We start from the raw sequence: 19,366 nt of genomic DNA, 5'->3' as shown, positions 1-19,366 counted from the left end.
CCCTCCCCAGCCGTACCGCACCATCCGCACCACCCGCACCACCTGACGTCGAACCGCTCACGCCGTCGGGCCGGCTCCCCATGTCCTGTCCCACCCACACTGGGAGTACGCCCCCGTGGCCACGTTCCTCTACAAACTGGGTCGCTCCGCCTTCCGGCGCCGACGGCTCGTCGCCCTCCTCTGGGTGGCCCTCCTGGCGGTCGCCGGGATAGGCGCCGCCACCGCGCCCGCACCCACCTCCGGCTCCTTCTCGATCCCCGGCACCGAGGCCCAGCGCGCGTTCGACCTGCTCGAAGAGCGCTTCCCGGGTGCCGGAGCCGACGGGGCCACCGCCCGTGTCGTCTTCAAGGCCCCCGAGGGCCAGAAGATGACCGACGCGGCCCACAAGGCCGTCGTCGAGGAGACGGTCGCCGCGCTGAAGTCCGGCTCGGACCAGATCGTCTCGGTCACCGACCCGTACACCGCGAAGGCCGTCTCGCAGGACGGCTCCACGGCATACGTCTCCGTCGCCTACAAGGTCAACGGGATGGAGCTGACCGACGAGACCCGCGAGGCGCTCACCCAGGCCGGACACAACGCGCAGGGCAAGGGGCTGACCGTCGAGGTCGGCGGTGACGCCCTCCAGACCATGCCGGCGACCGGCGCGGGCGAGATCGTCGGCGTGATCATCGCCGGCATCGTGCTCGTCATCACCTTCGGCTCGCTCGTCGCGGCGGGGCTCCCGCTGCTCACCGCGATCATCGGCGTCGGCATCGGCGTCTCCTCGATCGCCGCCCTCGCGAACGTCCTCGACCTGGGCTCCACCACCTCCACCCTCGCGATGATGATCGGCCTCGCGGTCGGCATCGACTACGCCCTCTTCATCGTCTCCCGCTACCGCGCGGAGCTCGCCGAGGGCCGTGAGAAGGAGGAGGCCGCGGGCCGCGCGGTCGGCACGGCGGGCTCGGCGGTCGTCTTCGCCGGACTCACCGTCGTCATCGCCCTGGTCGGCCTGGCCGTCGTCAACATCCCGATGCTGACGAAGATGGGCTTCGCCGCCGCCGGCACGGTCGTGATCGCCGTACTGATCGCCCTGACCCTCATCCCGGCGCTGCTCGGCTTCGCGGGCGACAAGGTCGTCGGCCGCAAGCAGCGCAAGGCCGCCGCCGCGGACCGGACCGCCGCGGACGGGACCTCCGCGGACGGGACCTCCGGGAACGCCTCCGCGCCGAAGGAGGAGAAGGCGAACGGCGGCACCCGCTGGGCCCGCTTCGTCATCCGCCGCCCCCTGATGGTGCTGCTCGTCGGCGTCATCGGCCTCGGCGCGATCGCCGTGCCCGCCGCCTCCCTGGAGATGGGCCTCCCGGACGACGGCGTCAAGCCCACCTCCACCACCGAGCGCCGGGCGTACGACGCGCTGTCGGACGGCTTCGGCCCCGGCTTCAACGGCCCGCTGCTCGTCGTCGTCGACGGCGACAAGGCCACCGCCGACCGGGCGGTCTCCACGATCAAGGGCCTCGACGGCTGGGCGGCGGTCACCCCGGCGACCCCGAACAAGGCCGGCGACGCCGCGATGATCACGGTGGTCCCGAAGGACCGTCCGTCCTCCGTCGCCACCGAGGCCCTGGTCCACGACATCCGGGACGCCACCGGCGACGAGGTCCTCGTCACCGGCGCCACCGCGATGAACATCGACTTCTCGCAGAAGATGAACGACGCTCTCGTGCCCTACCTGGCACTCGTCGTCGGCCTCGCCTTCCTGCTCCTGACGGTGGTCTTCCGGTCGATCCTGGTCCCGCTCAAGGCGGCCCTCGGCTTCCTGCTCTCGGTGGTCGCCGCCCTCGGCGCGGTCGTCGCGGTCTTCCAGTGGGGCTGGCTCGGCAGCCTCTTCGGGGTCGAGCAGACCGGCCCGATCATGTCGATGATGCCGATCTTCATGGTGGGTGTCGTCTTCGGTCTCGCGATGGACTACGAGGTCTTCCTCGTCACCCGGATGCGCGAGGCGTACGTCCACGGGGAGCGGCCCGGCGAGGCGATCGTGACCGGCTTCCGGCACAGCGCCCGGGTGGTCGTGGCCGCGGCGGTCATCATGATCGCGGTCTTCTCCGGCTTCATCGGCATGGACGACCAGATGATCAAGATGATCGGCTTCGGCCTGGCCGTCGCGGTCCTCTTCGACGCCTTCGTGGTCCGGATGGCGATCGTCCCGGCCGTGCTCGCGCTCCTCGGCCACAAGGCCTGGTGGCTGCCGAAGTGGCTCGACAGGATCCTGCCGAACGTGGACGTGGAGGGCGAGAGCCTCGCCGGGTCCACGGACGAGGGCTCGCACACGGGGCCGGACCTCGTGAAGGTCTGACCCCTAGGAAGTCTGACCCCTCGGAAGGTCTGATCCTCGGGACCGTTCCTCTACCGACGCCGTCGGCGAGTCGTCATCGACTCGCCGACGGCGTCGGCGTACCCGTGGCGTACGTGTGCCGGAGGAAGCGGAGCAGGGCGGCCGTGTCGAACTGGACGACCGCGACCCCGTCCTTCGCGTGGAACTCGACGACCGTCTGCACCCGCCCGCAGGGCCACACCTCGACGTCGCCGCGGCGGGTCGGGGTGCGCAGACCGGTTTCGAGGAGGGATCGGGGGAAAGACCACTCGATGTCGCCCGGGAAGACGAAGCGGACGGTCGCGGGGGAGCGGCCCGGGTCGTAGCGGAGGGCCACCGGGACGGGCCGCGAGAGAGGTGCGTCGCTGATGATCCGGCCCTTGGCATGGTCGTCGATCGCGCGGTCGTCTACGGCGGCCATGGGAGGCTCCTCATCTTTTGTCCTGCTATCAGCTAATGTGTCACTCCTTCCCGCCTCGCGCACGGTCATGCGCCGTCCGTACTGTGATCTGTGCGCTCTTGCAAGTAGTTCGCAGGAAGCCTCATCATTCGGGACGTGCATGTACCTGACGGATTCATCAACGCCCCCGTATCGGCCGTGGCCGGTGTCGTCGCAGCCGGCGCCGTCGCCGTCAGCCTGCGCGGGGCCCGCCGTGAGCTCGGGGGCACCGCCGATACCGGAGGCCACGGGGGAGAGCGGACGGCGCCGCTCGCCGGTCTCGTCGCGGCCTTCGTCTTCGCCGTACAGATGCTGAACTTCCCCGTCGCCGCCGGGACCAGCGGACACCTGCTCGGCGGAGCTCTCGCCGCGATACTCGTCGGCCCCTGGACCGGCGTGCTGTGCATCGCCGTCGTCCTCCTCATGCAGGGCGTCCTCTTCGCCGACGGAGGCCTCACCGCCCTCGGTGTGAACATCACCGTCATGGGCGTCGTCACGGTCGGCGTCGCGTACGCGCTCTTCCGCGGCCTCGTCCTCGTGCTGCCGCGCACCCGCCGCTCCGTGACCGTGGCCTCCTTCGTCGCCGCGCTCGTCTCCGTACCGGCCGCGGCCGCCGCCTTCACGCTCGTCTACGCGATCGGCGGCACCACCCCCGTACCGCTCTCCCAGGTCCTCACGGCCATGGTCGGCGTGCACTTCCTCATCGGCATCGGCGAGGCCGTCATCACCATGCTGACCGTCGGCGCGGTCATCGCGGTCCGCCCCGACCTGGTGTACGGCGCCCGCGGCCTGACCGCCCCGCTGAAGCTGCGGGTCGACGGCGAGCTGGTCGACGCGGCGGCCCCCGCGCCCGTCTCCGCGGGCTCCACGAGGAAGCTGTGGATCGGCGGCGTCGTCACCACCCTCGTCCTCGCCGGCTTCGTCTCCTTCTACGCCTCCGCCAGCCCCGACGGCCTGGAGAAGGTCGCCGCCGACAAGGGCATCGACGCCAAGGTCGAGGAGCACGCCGCCGCCGGCTCGCCGCTCGCCGACTACGGCGTCAAGGACGTCGACAACGCCCGCCTCTCCGGCGGCCTGGCCGGAGCCATCGGCGTGGGCGTGACCCTCGCCGTCGGCACGGGCGCCTTCTGGGCCGTCCGCCGTCGCCGTACGAACGAGGAAGTCACGGTCTGACGTGGGAGCCGGGCACGCACACAAGCTCTACCGCCACGCGCACTCGCCGGTCCACGCGCTGCCCCCGCACACCAAGCTCGCCGCCGTCCTCGGCTTCGTGGTGGTCGTCGTCTCGACGCCCCGCGAGGCCGTCTGGGCCTTCGCCGGCTACGCCCTGCTCCTGGCGGTCGTCGCGGCGCGGGCCCGGGTCCCGGCCGGCTTCCTGCTGAAGCGGCTGCTCGTCGAGGTGCCGTTCGTCGCGTTCGCGCTGCTCATGCCCTTCGTGGTCCCCGGCGAACGGACGACCTTCCTCGGGGTGTCGCTGAGCGTCCCCGGCCTGTGGGGCGCCTGGAACGTCCTCGCCAAGGGCACCCTCGGCGTCGCCGCCTCCGTGCTCCTCGCCTCCACCACCGAGCTGCGCGCCCTGCTCCTCGGCCTCCAGTGGCTGAAGCTGCCCCCGCAGCTCGTCCAGATCGCCTCGTTCATGATCCGGTACGGCGACGTCATCACCGACGAGATGCGCCGCATGTCCGTCGCCCGCCGCTCGCGCGGCTTCGAGGCGAGGGGCGTCCGCCACTGGGGAGTCCTCGCCAAGTCCGCCGGCGCGCTCTTCATCCGCTCGTACGAGCGCGGGGAACGGGTCCACCTCGCCATGGTCAGCCGCGGCTACACGGGCACCATGCCGGTCATCGACGAGGTGACCGCCACCCGCGCCCAGTGGGCGTACGCCGCCGCGCTGCCGCTCACCGCACTCCTGATCTGTCTCCTGGGATGGACCCTATGACCGCCACCCCCGCCCCTGCCCCCACGCCCTCGCCCGCTTCCTCGCACTCGCCTTCGCCCTCGCTCGACGTGCGGGGGCTCGCGTACGCCTATCCCGACGGCCACCAGGCCCTCTTCGGCGTGGACCTGACCGTCGGACGCGGCGAGCGGGTCGCCCTCCTCGGCCCCAACGGCGCCGGCAAGACCACGCTCGTCCTCCACCTCAACGGCATCCTCACCGGCGGCGCGGGCACGGTCACCGTCGCCGGGCTCCCGGTCGGCAAGAAGCACCTCGCCGAGATCCGGCGCCGGGTCGGGATCGTCTTCCAGGACCCCGACGACCAGCTGTTCATGCCGACCGTCCGCGAGGACGTGGCCTTCGGCCCGGCCGCCGCCGGGCTGCGCGGCGCCGAGCTCGACGCCGTCGTGCGGCGGGCCCTGGAGCGCGTCGGCATGGAGGAGTACGCGGACCGGCCGCCGCACCACCTCTCCTTCGGGCAGCGCCGCCGGGTCGCCGTGGCCACCGTCCTCGCGATGGAGCCGGAGATCCTCGTCCTCGACGAGCCGTCCTCGAACCTGGACCCGGCCTCGCGCCGCGAGCTCGCCGACATCCTCCGCTCCCTCGACGTCACCGTCCTCATGGTCACCCACGACCTGCCGTACGCCCTGGAGCTCTGCCCGCGCGCGGTGATCCTCAGCGAGGGCGTCATCGCCGCCGACGGGCGGACCGGCGACATCCTCGCCGACACGGAGCTGATGGCCCGGCACCGCCTTGAGCTGCCGTTCGGCTTCGTGCCGCAGTCGGTGGCCTGACCGCCCCGGAATCGGACTCCGGCCCGCCACGTTGCACCATGGGGGGTCGGAGCGACGATCGAAGGAGTGGGGACGTGGACGTCCAGGGCACGGTGGCGGCGGGCTGGGAGCCGGTCAGGGACGCGTTCCTGCGCAACTTCGAGCAGCGCGGCGAGCGCGGGGCGGCCGTCGCCGTCCACCACGACGGCGTCGGGGTCGTCGACTTGTGGGCGGGGACGAAGGACGCCGACGGCGGGGCTGAAGCCGGTACGGAGGCCGGGGCGGAAGCCGGTACGGAGGCCGGTGCGGGTGCGGAACCGTGGACCGGGTCCACCGCGCAGGTCGTCCGCTCGGCCACCAAGGGCGTCGCCGCCGCCGTACCCCTGCTCCTGCACCAGCGCGGCCTGCTCGACCTGGACGCGCCCGTCGCCACCTACTGGCCCGAGTTCAAGGCGGCCGGCAAGGACCGGGTGACCGTACGCCAGCTGCTCGCGCACCGGGCCGGGGTCCCCGTCCTCGACCGGCCCCTCACCCTCGCCGAGGCCGTCGACCTGGAGACCGCGACCCGGGCCATAGCCGCCCAGGCCCCCGTCTGGGAGCCCGGCACCGCCCACGGCTACCACGCCCACACCTTCAGCTGGCTGCTCTCCGGCCTCGTCCACCGCGTCACCGGGCGCACCATCGGCCGCTGGGTCGCCGAGGAGATCACCGGCCCCCTCGGCCTCGACCTGTGGATCGGCCTCCCGGAGACGGAGGCCCACCGGGTCGGCCGGCTCGGCCCCGTCGAGGAGATCGACCCGCCCGGCGGCGGCGCCCTCAGGCTCCGCCCCAAGCGCTCCGTCACCGAGGCCTACCGGGACCCGGACTCCCTCACCCGGCGCGCCTTCGAGGTGATCCATCCCAGGCCCGACGAGAACGACCCCGTCTACCGGGCCGCCGAACTGCCCGGCTCGGCGGGCGTCGCCACGGCCCGCGCGCTCGCCCGCTTCTACGCCGCGACCCTCGGCCCCGTCGACGGCGCCGAGCGCCTCTTCGCCCCGGCGACGCTCACCCTCGCCCGTACCGAGGAGTCGGCGGGAGGCGACAGGGTCCTGCTCGTCGGCACCCGCTTCGGCCTCGGCCACATGCTCCACGGACCGGCCTCCCCGCTCCTCGGCCCGTCCTCCTTCGGCCACCCCGGCCGCGGCGGCTCCCTCGGCTTCGCCGACCCCGAGTCCGGGATCGCCTTCGGGTACGTCACGAACGGCATGCGGAAGACGGTCACGGCCGATCCGCGCGCCCAGGCCCTGGTGAGGGCGGTGCGGTCGGTCGTGGACCTGACATTCTGAGCCTTCGTCCGGCAGGTGCGGGGGTGCAGGTGAGCGGGAACAGCGCAGCTGGACAGCGGATGCGACAGGACGGCGGCACACTGACGAGTAGGGTCAATTCGCCGTACACGTAGACCGGTTGCACGAGAAGGAAGCGCTGACTGTGAACGACACCCACGACACCCACGACACCGACACCGGCACCGACTCCCGCGACTCCCACGACACCTACGAGAAGCTGGTCGCCCTGCTCGACGAGCGCGGGGCCGCGTACCGGGTGATCGAGCACGCGCCCGAGGGCGGCACCGAGGCGGTCAGCGCCCTGCGGGGCCACGAACTCGCCCAGGCCGCCAAGTGCATCATCGCGATGGTCAAGATCGGCAAGAAGGAGAAGCGGTTCGCGCTGGTCGTCGTCCCCGGTGACCGGCGGATCGACCTCGCGGCGGTGAAGGCGCTGTACGGCGGCACCTACGTCTCCTTCGCCTCCCCGGAGATCGCCGAGGAGCTCGCGGGCTCGCGGAGCGGCACGATCCTGCCGTTCTCCTTCGACGAGCGCCTCGAACTCCTCGTCGACCCGGACCTGCTGGAGCACCCGGAGTTCTACTTCAACGCGGCGCGTCTCGACCGCTCGATCGCCCTCTCCAGTGCGGACTACCGGTCGATCGCGGAGCCGCGCGTCGAGCGGGTGTCGACCGACGGCTGACGCCCGCGCGCGGGCTCACGCCGCGGACGGCGTCAGCGCGAGGACCATCCCGAGTCCGACGAGGATCGTCCCGATCACCTTGTTGAGCACGGTCTGCCGCTGGAGCAACCGGGTGCGCAGGCTCTGGTTGGAGAAGAAGAGCGCGGCCAGCGCGAACCAGACCAGGTGCGCGAAGGACATGAAGAGGCCGTAGCCGACCTGCTGGAAGACGGGGGTGTCCGCACTGACGACCTGGGTGTAGGTGCTCAGCACGAACAGCATGGTCTTGGGATTGAGCGCGTTCGTCAGGAAACCGGTGCGCAGTGCCCCCGCCTTCGAAAGGCCGGAGTCGTCCGAAAGGTCGATGTCCACCTGGGCCTTGGTGACGAAGGTCCTGTACCCGATGTACACCAGATAGGCGGCGCCGACCAGTTTCATCGCCGTGAAAAGCATCGGCGTCCGCGACACGAGAAGTCCTACACCGAGCATGGTGTAGGTGACATGGACGAGAACGCCCAGGGCAATTCCGACCGCTGCGAGAACTCCCGCGGTGCGCCCGTACAGGTAACTGTTGCGGACGGTCATCGCGAAGTCAGCCCCGGGGCTGATGACAGCCAGGACTGTGATGACCGCTACGGCGATTAGCTGACCCATTTTCCCGTCTTCTCACTCGGCGACGGCAAGACGCCGTGGTGGACCCGCTCGTCGTCGACGAGGGGCCAGGTCTACTCGGAGTCGTACGGCGAAGACATTACTTCCCCCTGTGTCCGGGCGGTCAACGGCGGAGTTGATCGTCATATTCGACCTGAGGGTCTGTCAAACCCTTTCGGTCCTGGCCGAATTGTCGCCGGTCCTCTTTCTCCGGCTTCCTCCCGTCCCCTTTGTGGACGGAATATTTCCGACGAGTCCGGCGAGTCCGGCGACACTCCGACGGCCGGGGCGGGACCCCGGCCGCAGGGGTCTGGCGAGCTCCGCGCGGCCGATGCTCTGATCGCTCCATGACAGGCATGGAAAGCACGCTCGAGGAACGCTTCGACGGATACGCGGTACTGATCACGGGCGCGGCCCGCGGCATCGGCGCGGCCACCGCCCGGCGCCTCACGGCGGAGGGCGCGCGGGTCCTCGTCACCGACATCGACGAGGACGCGGCCGCCAGGACCGCCGCGGAGCTGCCCGGAGCGGTGGCCCTGCGCTGCGACGTCGGCGACCGGGACGAGGTGGAGGCGGCCGTCGCGTACGCGGTGGAGACCTTCGGCGGCCTCGACGTCCTCGTCAACAACGCGCTCGCCCCCGTCGCCCCCGACCGGGACCGCTTCGAGGACGAACCCGACGAGGGCTGGTCCGGCCAGCTCGACGTGACGCTGATGGGGGCGGTCCGCTGCTCCCGGGCGGCGATGCCGCACCTCGCGGCGGCGGGCGGGCGCGGGGCGATCGTCACCATCGGCTCGGTCAACGCGGAGGCGGACTTCGGCAACCACGCCTACAGCGCGGCCAAGGCGGGCCTCGCCTCCCTCACGCGGACCCTGGCGGGCGACGCGGCGCCGCGCGGTGTCCGCGTCAACCAGATCAACCCGGGCACGGTCGCGACCACGGCCTGGGCGGGCAGGGAGGCCGGGCTCGCCGCCCTGGCGGACCGCGTCTACCCCCTGGGCCGCGTCGGCACCCCGGAGGACGTGGCCGCCGCCGTCGCGTTCCTCGCCTCCCGCGACGCGGCCTGGATCACGGGCACGGTCCTGCGGGTGGACGGCGGTCTGCTGGCGGTGAACAGGCACTTCGCGGAGGTGCTGGCGGACTGAGGGGCCGGCGGCGCCGCCCCGGAAACTTTCTCGCCCGGAGACGCAACCCCGGGAGGTGCCGCACGTCTGGTGGGTTGAAGGCGCCCTTCACGTCCTGTCCCACTTCCCACTTTCTCGGGAGAACCCCATGAACCGCCACCCCCGCCGCCGGATCCTCGGCGCCGTCACCGGCGTCGCCCTGCTGCTCGGCGGCGCCTTCGCGGCGCAGGCCGTCGCCGACCCGGGCGCGAAGCCGGCGCCGAAGGTCGTCACGCCCGCGGAGTCGGCCGCCGACGCAGCCGCCGTCACGCCCGCCGACACGGCTCCGAAGCCCGCGTCGAAGCCCGCCGTGGTGAAGCCGGGCACGGACCGGCCCGAGGCGGTGAAGCCGGGCGTCTCCAAGCCCGTACCGGCCACGGACTCCGTCCCCGCCGGGAACGCGCCGCGCGTGATCACCCCGGGCAGGTAACCCCGGAGCCCGGGTGGGCCGGCCGATCACACTCCGGCCCACCCGGGCGCCCCCACCCCGCCCCACCCGACCCCACCCACGGATCGAGCGAGACCCATGCACTACGCGATGGCCGCGGCGCCACCCTGGTGGACCCGCCTGCTCGCCCGCGTGTCCGGGACCGGGACCGGGAGCGGTGGCGGGAGCGGGAGCGGGGCGGTGGTACGGGAACTTCGCCCGCGCGCGAGGACCTCGCCGTACGACGACGAGCGGCCGCCGGGCCTGACCGAGCTGTACCGGGCGAGGCGGCTCGACATGGTGCGACTGGCGCTGTTCCTCGTCGACGACCTGCACACCGCCGAGGACGTCGTCCAGGACGCGTTCGCCGCCGTGTGCCGCAGGTACGGCACCGGCCTCGACGGCCTTCAGGACCCGGGCGCGTATCTGCACACGGCCGTGGTCAACGCGGCCCGCTCCGTACTGCGCCGCCGCCGCACGGCCCGCGCCTACACCCCGCCGCACCAGACGGCGGGCCCACCCGTCGACGAAGGTCTGCTCCTGGCCGAGGAGCACCGCCACGTCCTCGACGCGCTGGCCGGGCTCACCCGCCGCCAACGCGAAGTACTGGTCCTGCGCTACTGGTCGGAGCTGACCGAGGCGCAGATCGCGGAGACCCTCGGTCTGTCGCGCGGCACGGTCAAGTCCACGGCGAGCCGCGCCCTGGACGCCCTGGAGAAGAAGCTGGAGGCGTCCCGATGACCACCCCGCCCGCCGAGGACCGCCGCTCCGCGACGGAGGCCCGCCTCCGCGCGGCCCTGACGGCCCGCGCGGCCCAGGTCACCCACCACGACCTCCGCCGGGAGGCACCACCGCGCGACCGCGGCAGGACCGCCCGTGCCCGGACCGTCCGCGCCCGGTACGGCCCGGCTCTCGCCGCACTCGCCACGGCCGCGGCGGTGGCGGCCGTCTGCCTCCTGTTCCTGCTCCCTGGCAGCCCCCTGGCCCCCACCTCCGTACAACCGGCCCGCCCCCCGGGCATCACCGACCCGCCGCCCCCCACACCGGCGCCGGCCACCCCGTCGTCCGCGGGGACCCCCCGGGTCGTCACGCCCTCGGGCTGACGGGCCGGCCGCCGAAGCCCCGGCCGACACTCTCGCCGCGAAGAGGGTGTCTGCGATCGGCTCACGCCGGGAAAGCTGGTGTGGGCGGAGCTCGCCGTGAAGGGGGAGTCGGATGCGTCGTGAAGGAGTTGCCGTGACCCGAGTGGCGGGGCCCTACCACCGGGTCGGGCGGCGGCCGAAGCTCTGGGCGTTACGCGAGGACCGGACCGGAAGCGGGCTGATCACCGAGGCCGAGTGCACGACGTGCCTGGACGGTTCCGGAGCGGCGGACGACGGGCGCGGGCCCGCCGTCTGGTGCCTGTCCCACGCCCAGGAGACCGGCCACACCGGCTTCCGCCGCATCCGCACGGACTTCTTCCGCGCCTCCGGCGACGGCGCCTGACGCGTACGGCGCCTGACGCGTAAGGCGCCTGACACGTACAGCCAGGCCGGGCCCGACCCGGCCCCGCTCAACCCGCCCGGAGCATCAGGCCGATGCCGACCGCCATCAGGCCGGCCGCCGCGATCCTCGGGCCGCCGAAGCGTTCCTTGAAGAAGAGCGCGCCGATCGCCGCGCCCACGATGATCGAGGACTCGCGGAGCGCGGCGATCGGGGCCAGCGGGGCCTTCGTCTGGGCCCACAGGACGAGGGCGTACGCCGAGACCGAGAGGGTCGCGCCGAGCAGGCCCCGGGCCGCGTGGGGGCGGAGTTGGGGGAGGAGGTCCGCGCGGCGCCGCCACAGGGCGTACGCGGGGACCGCGGTGCCCTGAAGGATCATCAGCCAGGCGATGTAGCCGATCGGGGTGCCGGAGGCGCGGACGCCGACGCCGTCGACGACCGTGTAGAGGGCGATGGACAGGCCCGTCGCACCGGCGGCGAGGAGCGCCGGCCAGTGCGGGCGGGCGTCCTTGCCCCGGATGCCCCACAGGGCGAGGCCCGTCAGGCCCGCACAGGCCACCGCCACCCCGAGCAGCTGCCAGCCGCCCGGCACCTCGTGGAGGAAGACCGCCGCGAGGACGGTCACGACGAGCGGGGCCGTACCGCGGGCGATCGGGTACATCTGCCCGAAGTCGCCCAGCGTGAACGAGCGCATGAGCAGGGCGTAGTAGCCGATGTGGAGGAGCGCGGAGGCGACGAGGTACGGCCAGGCGCCGGCCGCCGGGAGCGGGACGACGACGGCCGCGGCCAGGCCGAGCAGCACCCCGCCGCCGGAGATCAGCGTGAAGGAGACCAGCTGGTCCTTGATGTGATGGGCGATCGCGTTCCAGCTCGCGTGCGTGACGGCGGCGACGAGGACCGCGAGGGTGACGAGCGGGGTCACGCCGAGGGCTCGCGGACGTCCACCGGGGTGCCGCCGGCCTGGGCGACCGGCGTCTTCGGGTCCATCGCGAAGACGGCGTACGGGGTGCCCGCGGCCGCCTCGGCGTCGAGGCCCGGTTCCCGGAAGGCGGAGGCGAATTGGGGGTGCGCGGGGGAGCTTTCCTGAGCGGTCATGGCCCGCACGCTAACGGTAGCTGTACGGGCCACGCGACCGGGTTCCGGGACGGGTTCCGGTACCGGGATCAGGGCTCGGGTCAGCCGGCCCGCAGGACCTCCGCGACCACCGGGCCGGCCGCGTCGCCGCCGTGCCCACCGGACTCCACGACGGCCGCGGCCGCCAGGTCGCCGGAGTAGCCGGTGAACCAGCTGTTGGAGGTGGCCTGGCCGTCGACCTCGGCGGAGCCGGTCTTCGCGCCCTTGGGGGACGAGACACCGGCCATCGCGTCCTTGGCGGTACCCCTTGTCGCCGCCGCGTTCATCATCCGGCGCAGCCCCGAGTGGACCTCGGGGGAGAGCGGCTCGGCCTTGGCGAACTCCCGGTCACCGAGCTCCGCCGACACCAGGTACGGCTGGCGGAAACGGCCGTCCTTCGCGGTCGCGGAGAGCGAGGCGACGTTCAGGGGGTTCATCGTGATCCTGCCCTGGCCGATGTACGAGGCGGCCGTCTCCGGACCCTCGGACTCGGGGACGCTGCCGTCCACCGTCTCGACGCCGACCTGCCAGTTGAGGCCGATGCCGAAGGAGCGGCGGGCGGTGTCTCCGAGGGCGGTGTCCGCGATGCCCTTGTCGTCGAGGGGCTTGACCGGCTTGATGAACGTGGTGTTGCAGGAGAGCAGGAAGGCGTTGGTGAGGTCGCCAGTCGACGAGAAGCCCTTGAGGTTCTCGAAGGTGCGGCCCTTCCAGACGACGGTGGCAGGACACTGGACCGGGCTACCGGGCTTTGCCAGACCCTGCTGCATGATCATCGCCGCCGTGACGATCTTCATCGTGGAACCAGGCGCCTGCTTGCCGAGGAAGGCCGTGTTGAACCCCCCGGCCGGGCTGTTGGCGACCGCCCGTATCGCGCCCGTGGACGGCTCTATCGCGGTCACCGCGGCCTTGCCGTACGCCTTGACCGCCTTCTCGGCCGCCGCCTGGACCTTCGGGTCGATGGTCGTCTTCAGCGTGCCCGGCTTCCCCTTCGACAGGACGAGGAGGGTGGAGTCGGGGACGGACGCGCTGCCCGAGTCGATCCACGTCTCGATCCCGGTCTCGCCGCCCACCTCCGAGCCGTACCGCTTGCGCAGGTCGTCGATGATCGGCCCGAGCGAGGGGTACTTCTCCGCCGTCAGCTCGTCGCCGTTCCGGTCGACGGCCTTCACGGAGGCGGTCTTCGCGACGCCCGTGCGCAGGGTGGCGTCGGCGGTGAGCAGCTTCGGGTGGAGCACGGACGGCGCCCACTTCACCAGCGGCCGGCCGGTGGTCTGGCCCCGGACGACGGTCAGCTCGGAGGCGTACGACCAGGGCTTCGACACGCCCTCGTACGTGATCGTGGCCTTCACCGTGAACGGCACCGTCGCCCCGGCGGGCGTCCCCGGCGTGATCTCGGCCTTCGAGATGCTCGCGCCGTCCCGGTAGGCCGCCACGGCGGGCCCGGCCGTGACCGGGTCGTTGGTCAGCTGTCCGGCCTTCTCCGGCTCCCCGGCGGCCCAGGCCGCGAGGAAGTCCTTCGCGGTCGCCTGCACCTCGTCGCCGGTGACGGGCCCGGTCTTCGGCGCGGCGTCGGTCTTGGTCCCCACGGTCGTGTCGCCGCCCGTGACCCCGTTCCAGAGGTTGTAGCCCCCGTATCCGACACCGCTCGCCACGACGAGGAATACGCCCCCGACTATCGCGGTCTTCGTTCCACTGCGCATGACTGCGCTCCCCTCCCCAGGTGGCCGTCCAGTCAAGCAGTTGCCCCTTGAACGTGTCGAGCAACTTCCGCCACATCCGTCACACTTGGCGTGTTGCAGGGGGCTTGGCGGCGGCGCGGGCGAGGCCGTCGGCAGACGGGGAGACGGCGGGGGGCGCGACCGCGGGTCGCGCCCTCCCCCCGCTCCGGCGGTCGCTCAGAAGATCAGGTTGTAGGTGTTCCAGCCGCCCCCGACGAGGGTGCGGGTGGGCCCGGGGACGGGGCTGTAATCCCAGCTGGTCAGGGGCTTGGGCACGCCCTGGTAGAGCCAGAGCTTGCCGGCGCGGTCGCGGGCGACGAGGTCGGGGTACCTGTCACGTCCGAGTTCGGCCGCACCGGCGATGGCGGAGTAGATGTTCCAGCCGCCGCCGACGCGGTGCCTCGGCGCGAAGGGCGGACCGGGAATGATGCCCAGGCGGTCGTACTTCCACAGCACGCCGTCCTTGTCACGGCCCAGAACCCCGTCGTAGCGACCCGACATGGTCAGGGCGGTGTACGTGTTCCAGCCGCCGCCGACCCGCTGCCGCGGCTCGAACGGAGCGTGGTACCCGCTCTCATAACGCCACAGCACGCCGTCCCTGTCGCGGGCGACCAGACCGCCGTCGCCGACGCCGACGAGGGCCGTGTAGACGTTCCAGCCGCCGCCGACGCGCTGCCGCGGCGCGAAGGGCGCAGAGGGCTTGCCGGTGCCCGAGTAGTACCAGAGGACACCCGACTTGTCGCGGGCCACGAGGTCGCCCCAGCCGTCCGCCTTGGCGGTCCTCACCGGGGTGACGGCCGTGTAGGCGTTCCAGCCGCCGCCGACGCGCTTGCGCGCGGCGAAGGGCCTGTTGACGTCGCCGGTGCCTTCGTACCTCCACAGCACGCCGTACTTGTCCCTCGCGTGCACGGCGCCGCGCACGCTCGGAGGGGGCGTCCCGTAGACGAAGTCGAGGCCGACCGTGCCCTCGGCCACCACCGCGCCCGTGCCGTCCTTCAGCTCGACCCGGGCGTCCGGGGTGCCCAGGACGATCGCGCTCCGGTCGGCGTCCAGGGTGACGGCGTAGGCGAGGGTGCCCGCGGCTGTCACCGTCGGAAGGGCGAGGGACGGCGGATCCGCGTCCTGCGTGTCGTGCATGTAGGGCATGTCCCACCGGCACTCGCCGTACGCGACGCCGTTGACCGAGCAGGTGGAGCGGATCACGTTCTCGCTCACCGGCGAGCTTCCCGCAATCTCGGTCAGCTTGTCGGGCAGGCGGAGGACCCCGGTCACCGGACCCCGCACCCCCGCCGGCAGCGAGGCCGTGAACCGCAGCGTCACCGCCCCTTCCTCACCCGCCGGAACGGTCAGCCGACCGCCGTCCTGGACGACCGTCCCGACTTCGGCCACCGCCCCGACGGCCGCCTCGGCCGCCGCGGTCGTCGCGGTCGTCGCGGTCGTCGCCGGGGAAGGCGCGGCGACGGCCGCCGATCCCCCGAGCACCACCGGCGCCATGGTCGCGATCAACGCGACCGCCACCACCGCCGTACGCACACGTGCCATGTAGAAAGACCCCCTCACCCCCGGGTACGGGGGTACCTGCCGCTGCAGGAAGCGTCGACACGCTTCCCCGTTCGTGCACACCTTCGACACCGTGACGCCGCGAAAGGTTGTAGCGGATCGGCGGGCAGCACCCACGGCTCCTGGATCTCGTACGGCAGCAGGGACCGGACCGCGCGTCGCGGTCCGGTCCCTGCTGCCGTGCGGTGCCGCCCTGCGGCGGCGGTGCGTCAGCTCTGTGCGGGTTCGTCGTCCGCCTGCCCGGCGCCCTCGGCCGCGCCTGTCTTCTCGCGCATCTTGCGTACCAGCTCCGCCTTCTTGTCCGCTGCGTTCTGGCGGTCGAGGTTGCGGTGCGGACCGTTGTTCTGCCGCTCGGCGCGGGACAGCTTCTTGCGCTGGCCGCCGCCCTGGCCCACGGGGTTGTTGATGTTCTTGCTGTCGGTCACGGGTTCTCCCGGTAATGATGTGCGGTGATCTACGGATTCATGGGGGGCGGGCGGCGACGTCGAAGGGCTAGATCCACGTGTCGAGCCACATCCGGCCCCGCCATTGCTCTATCGGAATGGGAGTGCCGGTGTAGATGGGCCAGAAGTAGATGAAATTCCACACGATGAGCAGGACCAGGCATCCCGCCGCCACCGCGCCGAAAGTCCGTCGCCTTTCCGATGATCCCCTTGGACCGACGATCGCACCCAGCATCATGGTCACCGCCAGGCACAGGAAAGGCACGAAGACGACCGCGTAGAAAAGGAAGATCGTGCGTTCCTGGTAGAGGAACCAGGGGGCCCAGCCGGCCGCGATGGCGCAGGCGATCGCGCCCGCGCGCCAGTCGCGGCGGAAGGCCCAGCGCCACAGGACGTACAGGATGGCGAAGCAGGCGGCCCACCACAGGAGCGGGGTGCCGAGGGCCAGGACCTCCTGGGCGCACTTCTCCTTCGCGGTGGTCGGGCAGCCCGCGGTGCCCGGGGCCGGGGACTCGTAGAAGTACGAGACCGGGCGGCCGAGGACGATCCAGGACCAGGGGTTCGACTCGTACGTGTGCGGCGAGGTCAGGCCCACGTGGAAGGAGTAGACCTCGGACTCGTAGTGCCAGAGGCTGCGCAGCCACTCCGGCAGCCAGCTCCAGGTCCCGCCCCCGTCGAGCTTGTCCTGCTTGGCGGCCCAGTCGCGGAAGTAGCCCTTGTCGGAGACGATCCAGCCGGTCCAGGTCACCAGGTACGTGGCGATCGCCACCGGCACCACCGACACGAAGGCCGGGACCAGGTCCTTCTTGACCACCGCGAGGTACGGGCGGACGGCGCCGCCCGTGCGGCGGCCGGCCACGTCCCACAGGACCGTCATCAGGCCGAAGGCCACCATGACGTACAGGCCGTTCCACTTGGTCGCCGCCGCGAGGCCCAGCATCACACCGGCCGCGATCCGCCACGGCCGCCACCCGAGGCGCAGGGTCTCCGCGATCTCCGCGTCGGGCCGCAGCACCCCCTCCTCGTCCTCGGGGAGCGCCGCCGCGAGCCGTTTCCGGGCGCGGTCGCGGTCGAGGACGAGGCAGCCGAAGGAGGCGAGGACGAAGAACATCAGCACCTGGTCGAGGAGCGCGGTGCGGCTCATCACGAAGTGCAGCCCGTCGACGGCGAGCAGCAGGCCCGCCAGGCAGCCCAGGAACGTCGAGCGGAAGAGCCGCCGGCCGATCCGGCACAGCATCAGCACCGACAGGGTGCCGAGCAGCGCCACCATGAAGCGCCAGCCGAAGGGCTCGAAGCCGAAGATCTTCTCGCCGAGGCCGATGACCCATTTGCCCATCGGGGGGTGGACGACATAGCCGGGGTCCGTCGGCACGAGCACCGCGCCGGGGTCCGTCAGGATCGTCTTGTCGATGTCCTTCGGCCAGGCGCCCTCGTACCCCTGGTTGATGATGGCCCAGGAGTCCTTGGCGTAGTACGTCTCGTCGAATATCACCGCGTGCGGCTTGCCCAGGTTCCAGAACCTCAGCAGCCCGGCGACCGCCGTGACCAGGAGCGGGCCGCCCCAGGCCATCAGCCGCCACAGCCGCTCGGCCGGGCCGGGGCCGAGGCCGGACAGCTGCCGGACGCGGTCCGAGGGACGGGTGTACGGGGGGTCGAGCCGCTCCCGCAGCCCGATGGGAGCGGCGTTCTCGGCGCGGGGCGCGTAGCCGAAGCGCCGCAGCCTCTGCTGCCACGAAGAGGGCTCTGCCACGGCGTGCCGGCCCTCCAGGGTCTCGGGTGCGGTACTGGTCACCGCGCCATCGTAGGGAACGCGCCTGTGCGCGTCGCCTGTCCGGGCTGGGAGGATGTCCTGTGTGACAGGAACGCTGGTACTCGCAGGGACCCCCATCGGTGACATCGCGGACGCTCCGCCCCGACTCGCCACCGAACTGGTGAACGCGGACATCGTGGCCGCCGAGGACACCCGGAGGCTGCGCGGGCTGACCCGGGCCCTCGGCATCCACACCTCGGGACGGGTCGTCTCGTACTTCGAGGGCAACGAGTCCGCCCGTACGCCCGAGCTGGTCGAGGCGCTGGTGGGCGGCGCCCGTGTGCTGCTCGTCACGGACGCGGGCATGCCGTCCGTCTCGGACCCCGGCTACCGCCTGGTCGCCGCCGCCGTCGAGCAGGACATCAAGGTCACGGCCGTCCCAGGGCCGTCCGCCGTGCTCACCGCGCTCGCCCTCTCCGGGCTGCCCGTGGACCGTTTCTGCTTCGAGGGCTTCCTGCCGCGCAAGGCGGGCGAGCGCCTCGGCCGGCTCCGCGAGGTCGCGGACGAGCGGCGGACCCTCGTCTACTTCGAGGCCCCGCACCGGCTCGACGACACGCTCGCCGCGATGGCCGAGGTCTTCGGAACCGAGCGCCGGGCCGCCGTCTGCCGCGAGCTGACCAAGACGTACGAGGAGGTCAAGCGCGGCCCGCTCGCCGAACTCGCGGCCTGGGCCGCCGAGGGCGTACGGGGCGAGATCACCGTCGTCGTCGAGGGCGCCCCGGAGGCCGGGCCCGGCGAGCTGGACGCCGCGGAGCTGGTGCGCAGGGTGCAGGTGCGCGAGGAAGCGGGGGAGCGGCGCAAGGAGGCGATCGTCGCGGTCGCGGCCGAGGTCGGGTTGCCCAAGCGCGAGGTGTTCGATGCGGTCGTGGCGGCAAAGAACGCGGCAAAGGGCTGACTGGAAGGGTCCTCGTACACGTAAAGGACTAATCTGAAAGGCAAAGCCGAACCCGGCGCCGGGACTCTTCGCAGGGCGCTTGGCAAGGGAAGAGCCAAAAGCCTTCCATGGTTCGTCTCCTGCTGATGCGCTCCGGCCCGAAAAGGCGTCCACTGATCAGTGGAGAGGAGCTGGCATGAGCGAGATCACCGGCACCGGCATATCCGTCGCCCATGAGGCGTACGCCTTCGCCTGCATGCGCTGTGGATACGGCTGGGAGCAGGCGTACGACATCGAGCACCACGTCGACGCCGCCGGCCAGGAATTCGTCGTCTACAAGGCCGACGGGGAGCGGGTCCCGTCCCCGCTGTCCAGCCCCACCTGCATGAACTGCGGCGGTCACGTCGTCCGGATCATGCGCGCGGGGCAGGTGTCGTCGGTGCTCGACCTGATCGCCGCGACGGAGAAGCACCACCACGGGGCGAGGGCGACCAAGCCCGTCTCGATGGCCGGGCCCATCGGGCAGGAACTGACCGAGGACACCGAGGACACCGCGGGCCCGGAGGCCCCGCCGGTGCCGCACCACTGGCACCTCTCCGACCTCCTGCATCCCTTCCGCAACCGCGAAAGGTAGGCCG

At 72.1% G+C, this 19,366-nt stretch carries 21 protein-coding genes; 13 read left to right on the top strand and 8 right to left on the bottom strand.

Annotation, left to right across the window (positions count from 1 at the left end; translation table 11 throughout):
• The first annotated feature begins 115 nt into the window (after positions 1–115).
• The gene (locus OG361_RS16445) at positions 116–2,335 is read left to right on the top strand and encodes an MMPL family transporter (protein ID WP_405854269.1); all 2,220 of its coding nucleotides are present in this window, start codon (positions 116–118) and stop codon (positions 2,333–2,335) included.
• Positions 2,336–2,408: 73 nt separating this feature from the next.
• Here OG361_RS16445 and OG361_RS16440 read toward each other — a convergent pair whose 3' ends face one another.
• Entirely contained in the window at positions 2,409–2,774 is a 366-nt protein-coding gene (locus tag OG361_RS16440; protein ID WP_405854267.1) for an SsgA family sporulation/cell division regulator, read from the bottom strand.
• Between the two features lie 135 nt (positions 2,775–2,909).
• Here OG361_RS16440 and OG361_RS16435 point away from each other — a divergent pair, with 135 nt between their 5' ends.
• The 5 genes from OG361_RS16435 (at position 2,910) to OG361_RS16415 (ending at position 7,508) form a co-directional block, all read left to right on the top strand.
• Positions 2,910–3,965 carry an energy-coupling factor ABC transporter permease gene (locus tag OG361_RS16435; RefSeq protein WP_405854265.1) on the top strand — a complete coding sequence of 352 codons (1,056 nt, stop codon included), beginning with the start codon at positions 2,910–2,912 and terminating at the stop codon, positions 3,963–3,965.
• A gap of 1 nt (position 3,966) precedes the next feature.
• Positions 3,967–4,728, top strand: coding sequence for a cobalt ECF transporter T component CbiQ (gene cbiQ, locus OG361_RS16430; protein WP_384565159.1), 762 nt, complete (start codon positions 3,967–3,969; stop codon positions 4,726–4,728).
• A complete protein-coding gene (locus OG361_RS16425; RefSeq protein WP_405854262.1) occupies positions 4,725–5,519 on the top strand; it encodes an energy-coupling factor ABC transporter ATP-binding protein in 795 nt (264 codons plus the stop codon). The genes cbiQ and OG361_RS16425 overlap by 4 nt, the downstream gene beginning before the upstream one ends.
• Positions 5,520–5,557: 38 nt before the next feature.
• Entirely contained in the window at positions 5,558–6,826 is a 1,269-nt protein-coding gene (locus tag OG361_RS16420) for a serine hydrolase domain-containing protein (protein ID WP_405854260.1), read from the top strand.
• Between the two features lie 142 nt (positions 6,827–6,968).
• On the top strand, positions 6,969–7,508 hold the full coding sequence (locus tag OG361_RS16415; RefSeq protein WP_405854258.1) for a YbaK/EbsC family protein: 540 nt from the start codon (positions 6,969–6,971) through the stop codon (positions 7,506–7,508).
• A gap of 15 nt (positions 7,509–7,523) precedes the next feature.
• On the opposite strand, the gene OG361_RS16410 is transcribed toward OG361_RS16415, so the two are convergent.
• A complete protein-coding gene (locus OG361_RS16410; protein WP_405854255.1) occupies positions 7,524–8,141 on the bottom strand; it encodes a LysE family translocator in 618 nt (205 codons plus the stop codon).
• A gap of 353 nt (positions 8,142–8,494) precedes the next feature.
• On the opposite strand from OG361_RS16410, the gene OG361_RS16405 reads away from it, so the two are divergent.
• From OG361_RS16405 to OG361_RS16385, 5 genes are all read left to right on the top strand, one after another.
• Positions 8,495–9,283 (top strand): SDR family NAD(P)-dependent oxidoreductase, encoded by a 789-nt coding sequence (locus OG361_RS16405; protein WP_405854253.1) that lies wholly within the window; start codon positions 8,495–8,497, stop codon positions 9,281–9,283.
• Between the two features lie 127 nt (positions 9,284–9,410).
• The gene (locus tag OG361_RS16400) at positions 9,411–9,731 is read left to right on the top strand and encodes a hypothetical protein (RefSeq protein ID WP_405854251.1); all 321 of its coding nucleotides are present in this window, start codon (positions 9,411–9,413) and stop codon (positions 9,729–9,731) included.
• A gap of 96 nt (positions 9,732–9,827) precedes the next feature.
• A complete protein-coding gene (locus tag OG361_RS16395) occupies positions 9,828–10,469 on the top strand; it encodes an RNA polymerase sigma factor (RefSeq protein ID WP_405854249.1) in 642 nt (213 codons plus the stop codon).
• Entirely contained in the window at positions 10,466–10,831 is a 366-nt protein-coding gene (locus OG361_RS16390; protein ID WP_405854247.1) for a hypothetical protein, read from the top strand. Before OG361_RS16395 ends, OG361_RS16390 begins: the two co-directional genes overlap by 4 nt.
• Positions 10,832–10,964: 133 nt before the next feature.
• Entirely contained in the window at positions 10,965–11,213 is a 249-nt protein-coding gene (locus tag OG361_RS16385) for a hypothetical protein (protein WP_384565137.1), read from the top strand.
• A 67-nt stretch (positions 11,214–11,280) separates the two neighbouring features.
• On the opposite strand, the gene OG361_RS16380 is transcribed toward OG361_RS16385, so the two are convergent.
• The 6 genes from OG361_RS16380 to OG361_RS16355 form a co-directional block, all read right to left on the bottom strand.
• On the bottom strand, positions 11,281–12,132 hold the full coding sequence (locus tag OG361_RS16380; protein ID WP_405854245.1) for an EamA family transporter: 852 nt from the start codon (positions 12,130–12,132) through the stop codon (positions 11,281–11,283).
• Positions 12,129–12,305 carry a hypothetical protein gene (locus tag OG361_RS16375; RefSeq protein WP_405854243.1) on the bottom strand — a complete coding sequence of 59 codons (177 nt, stop codon included), beginning with the start codon at positions 12,303–12,305 and terminating at the stop codon, positions 12,129–12,131. The genes OG361_RS16380 and OG361_RS16375 overlap by 4 nt, the downstream gene beginning before the upstream one ends.
• An 80-nt stretch (positions 12,306–12,385) precedes the next feature.
• Positions 12,386–14,023 (bottom strand): penicillin-binding transpeptidase domain-containing protein, encoded by a 1,638-nt coding sequence (locus OG361_RS16370; RefSeq protein WP_405854241.1) that lies wholly within the window; start codon positions 14,021–14,023, stop codon positions 12,386–12,388.
• A gap of 195 nt (positions 14,024–14,218) precedes the next feature.
• Positions 14,219–15,583 carry a hypothetical protein gene (locus OG361_RS16365; RefSeq protein WP_405854239.1) on the bottom strand — a complete coding sequence of 455 codons (1,365 nt, stop codon included), beginning with the start codon at positions 15,581–15,583 and terminating at the stop codon, positions 14,219–14,221.
• Between the two features lie 227 nt (positions 15,584–15,810).
• Positions 15,811–16,026, bottom strand: coding sequence for a DUF6243 family protein (locus tag OG361_RS16360; protein WP_405854237.1), 216 nt, complete (start codon positions 16,024–16,026; stop codon positions 15,811–15,813).
• A gap of 67 nt (positions 16,027–16,093) precedes the next feature.
• On the bottom strand, positions 16,094–17,836 hold the full coding sequence (locus tag OG361_RS16355; RefSeq protein ID WP_405854235.1) for a dolichyl-phosphate-mannose--protein mannosyltransferase: 1,743 nt from the start codon (positions 17,834–17,836) through the stop codon (positions 16,094–16,096).
• Positions 17,837–17,888: 52 nt separating this feature from the next.
• On the opposite strand from OG361_RS16355, the gene rsmI reads away from it, so the two are divergent.
• Entirely contained in the window at positions 17,889–18,749 is an 861-nt protein-coding gene (gene rsmI, locus OG361_RS16350; protein WP_405854233.1) for a 16S rRNA (cytidine(1402)-2'-O)-methyltransferase, read from the top strand.
• A 175-nt stretch (positions 18,750–18,924) separates the two neighbouring features.
• Positions 18,925–19,362, top strand: a complete 438-nt coding sequence (locus OG361_RS16345) for a hypothetical protein (protein ID WP_405854231.1) — start codon at positions 18,925–18,927, stop codon at positions 19,360–19,362.
• The last annotated feature ends 4 nt before the right edge of the window (positions 19,363–19,366 follow it).

Source organism: Streptomyces sp. NBC_00090, assembly GCF_045160815.1.
In the GTDB taxonomy this organism is placed as follows: Bacteria; Actinomycetota; Actinomycetes; order Streptomycetales; family Streptomycetaceae; genus Streptomyces.
Note: the sequence above shows the minus strand (reverse complement) of the source record. Positions and strands in the feature narration are given on the sequence as shown.

Bases quoted from the DNA above. Each gene is read 5' to 3' on its own strand.
- rsmI (WP_405854233.1), top strand. From the start codon at position 17,889: ATGTCCTGTGTGACAGGAACGCTGGTACTCGCAGGGACCCCCATCGGT.
- OG361_RS16400 (WP_405854251.1), top strand. From the start codon at position 9,411: ATGAACCGCCACCCCCGCCGCCGGATCCTCGGCGCCGTCACCGGCGTC.
- OG361_RS16420 (WP_405854260.1), top strand. From the start codon at position 5,558: ATGGGGGGTCGGAGCGACGATCGAAGGAGTGGGGACGTGGACGTCCAG.
- OG361_RS16345 (WP_405854231.1), top strand. From the start codon at position 18,925: ATGAGCGAGATCACCGGCACCGGCATATCCGTCGCCCATGAGGCGTAC.
- OG361_RS16365 (WP_405854239.1), bottom strand. From the start codon at position 15,583: ATGGCACGTGTGCGTACGGCGGTGGTGGCGGTCGCGTTGATCGCGACC.
- OG361_RS16425 (WP_405854262.1), top strand. From the start codon at position 4,725: ATGACCGCCACCCCCGCCCCTGCCCCCACGCCCTCGCCCGCTTCCTCG.
- OG361_RS16410 (WP_405854255.1), bottom strand. From the start codon at position 8,141: ATGGGTCAGCTAATCGCCGTAGCGGTCATCACAGTCCTGGCTGTCATC.
- OG361_RS16395 (WP_405854249.1), top strand. From the start codon at position 9,828: ATGCACTACGCGATGGCCGCGGCGCCACCCTGGTGGACCCGCCTGCTC.
- OG361_RS16370 (WP_405854241.1), bottom strand. From the start codon at position 14,023: ATGCGCAGTGGAACGAAGACCGCGATAGTCGGGGGCGTATTCCTCGTC.
- OG361_RS16375 (WP_405854243.1), bottom strand. From the start codon at position 12,305: ATGACCGCTCAGGAAAGCTCCCCCGCGCACCCCCAATTCGCCTCCGCC.
- OG361_RS16440 (WP_405854267.1), bottom strand. From the start codon at position 2,774: ATGGCCGCCGTAGACGACCGCGCGATCGACGACCATGCCAAGGGCCGG.
- OG361_RS16390 (WP_405854247.1), top strand. From the start codon at position 10,466: ATGACCACCCCGCCCGCCGAGGACCGCCGCTCCGCGACGGAGGCCCGC.
- OG361_RS16405 (WP_405854253.1), top strand. From the start codon at position 8,495: ATGGAAAGCACGCTCGAGGAACGCTTCGACGGATACGCGGTACTGATC.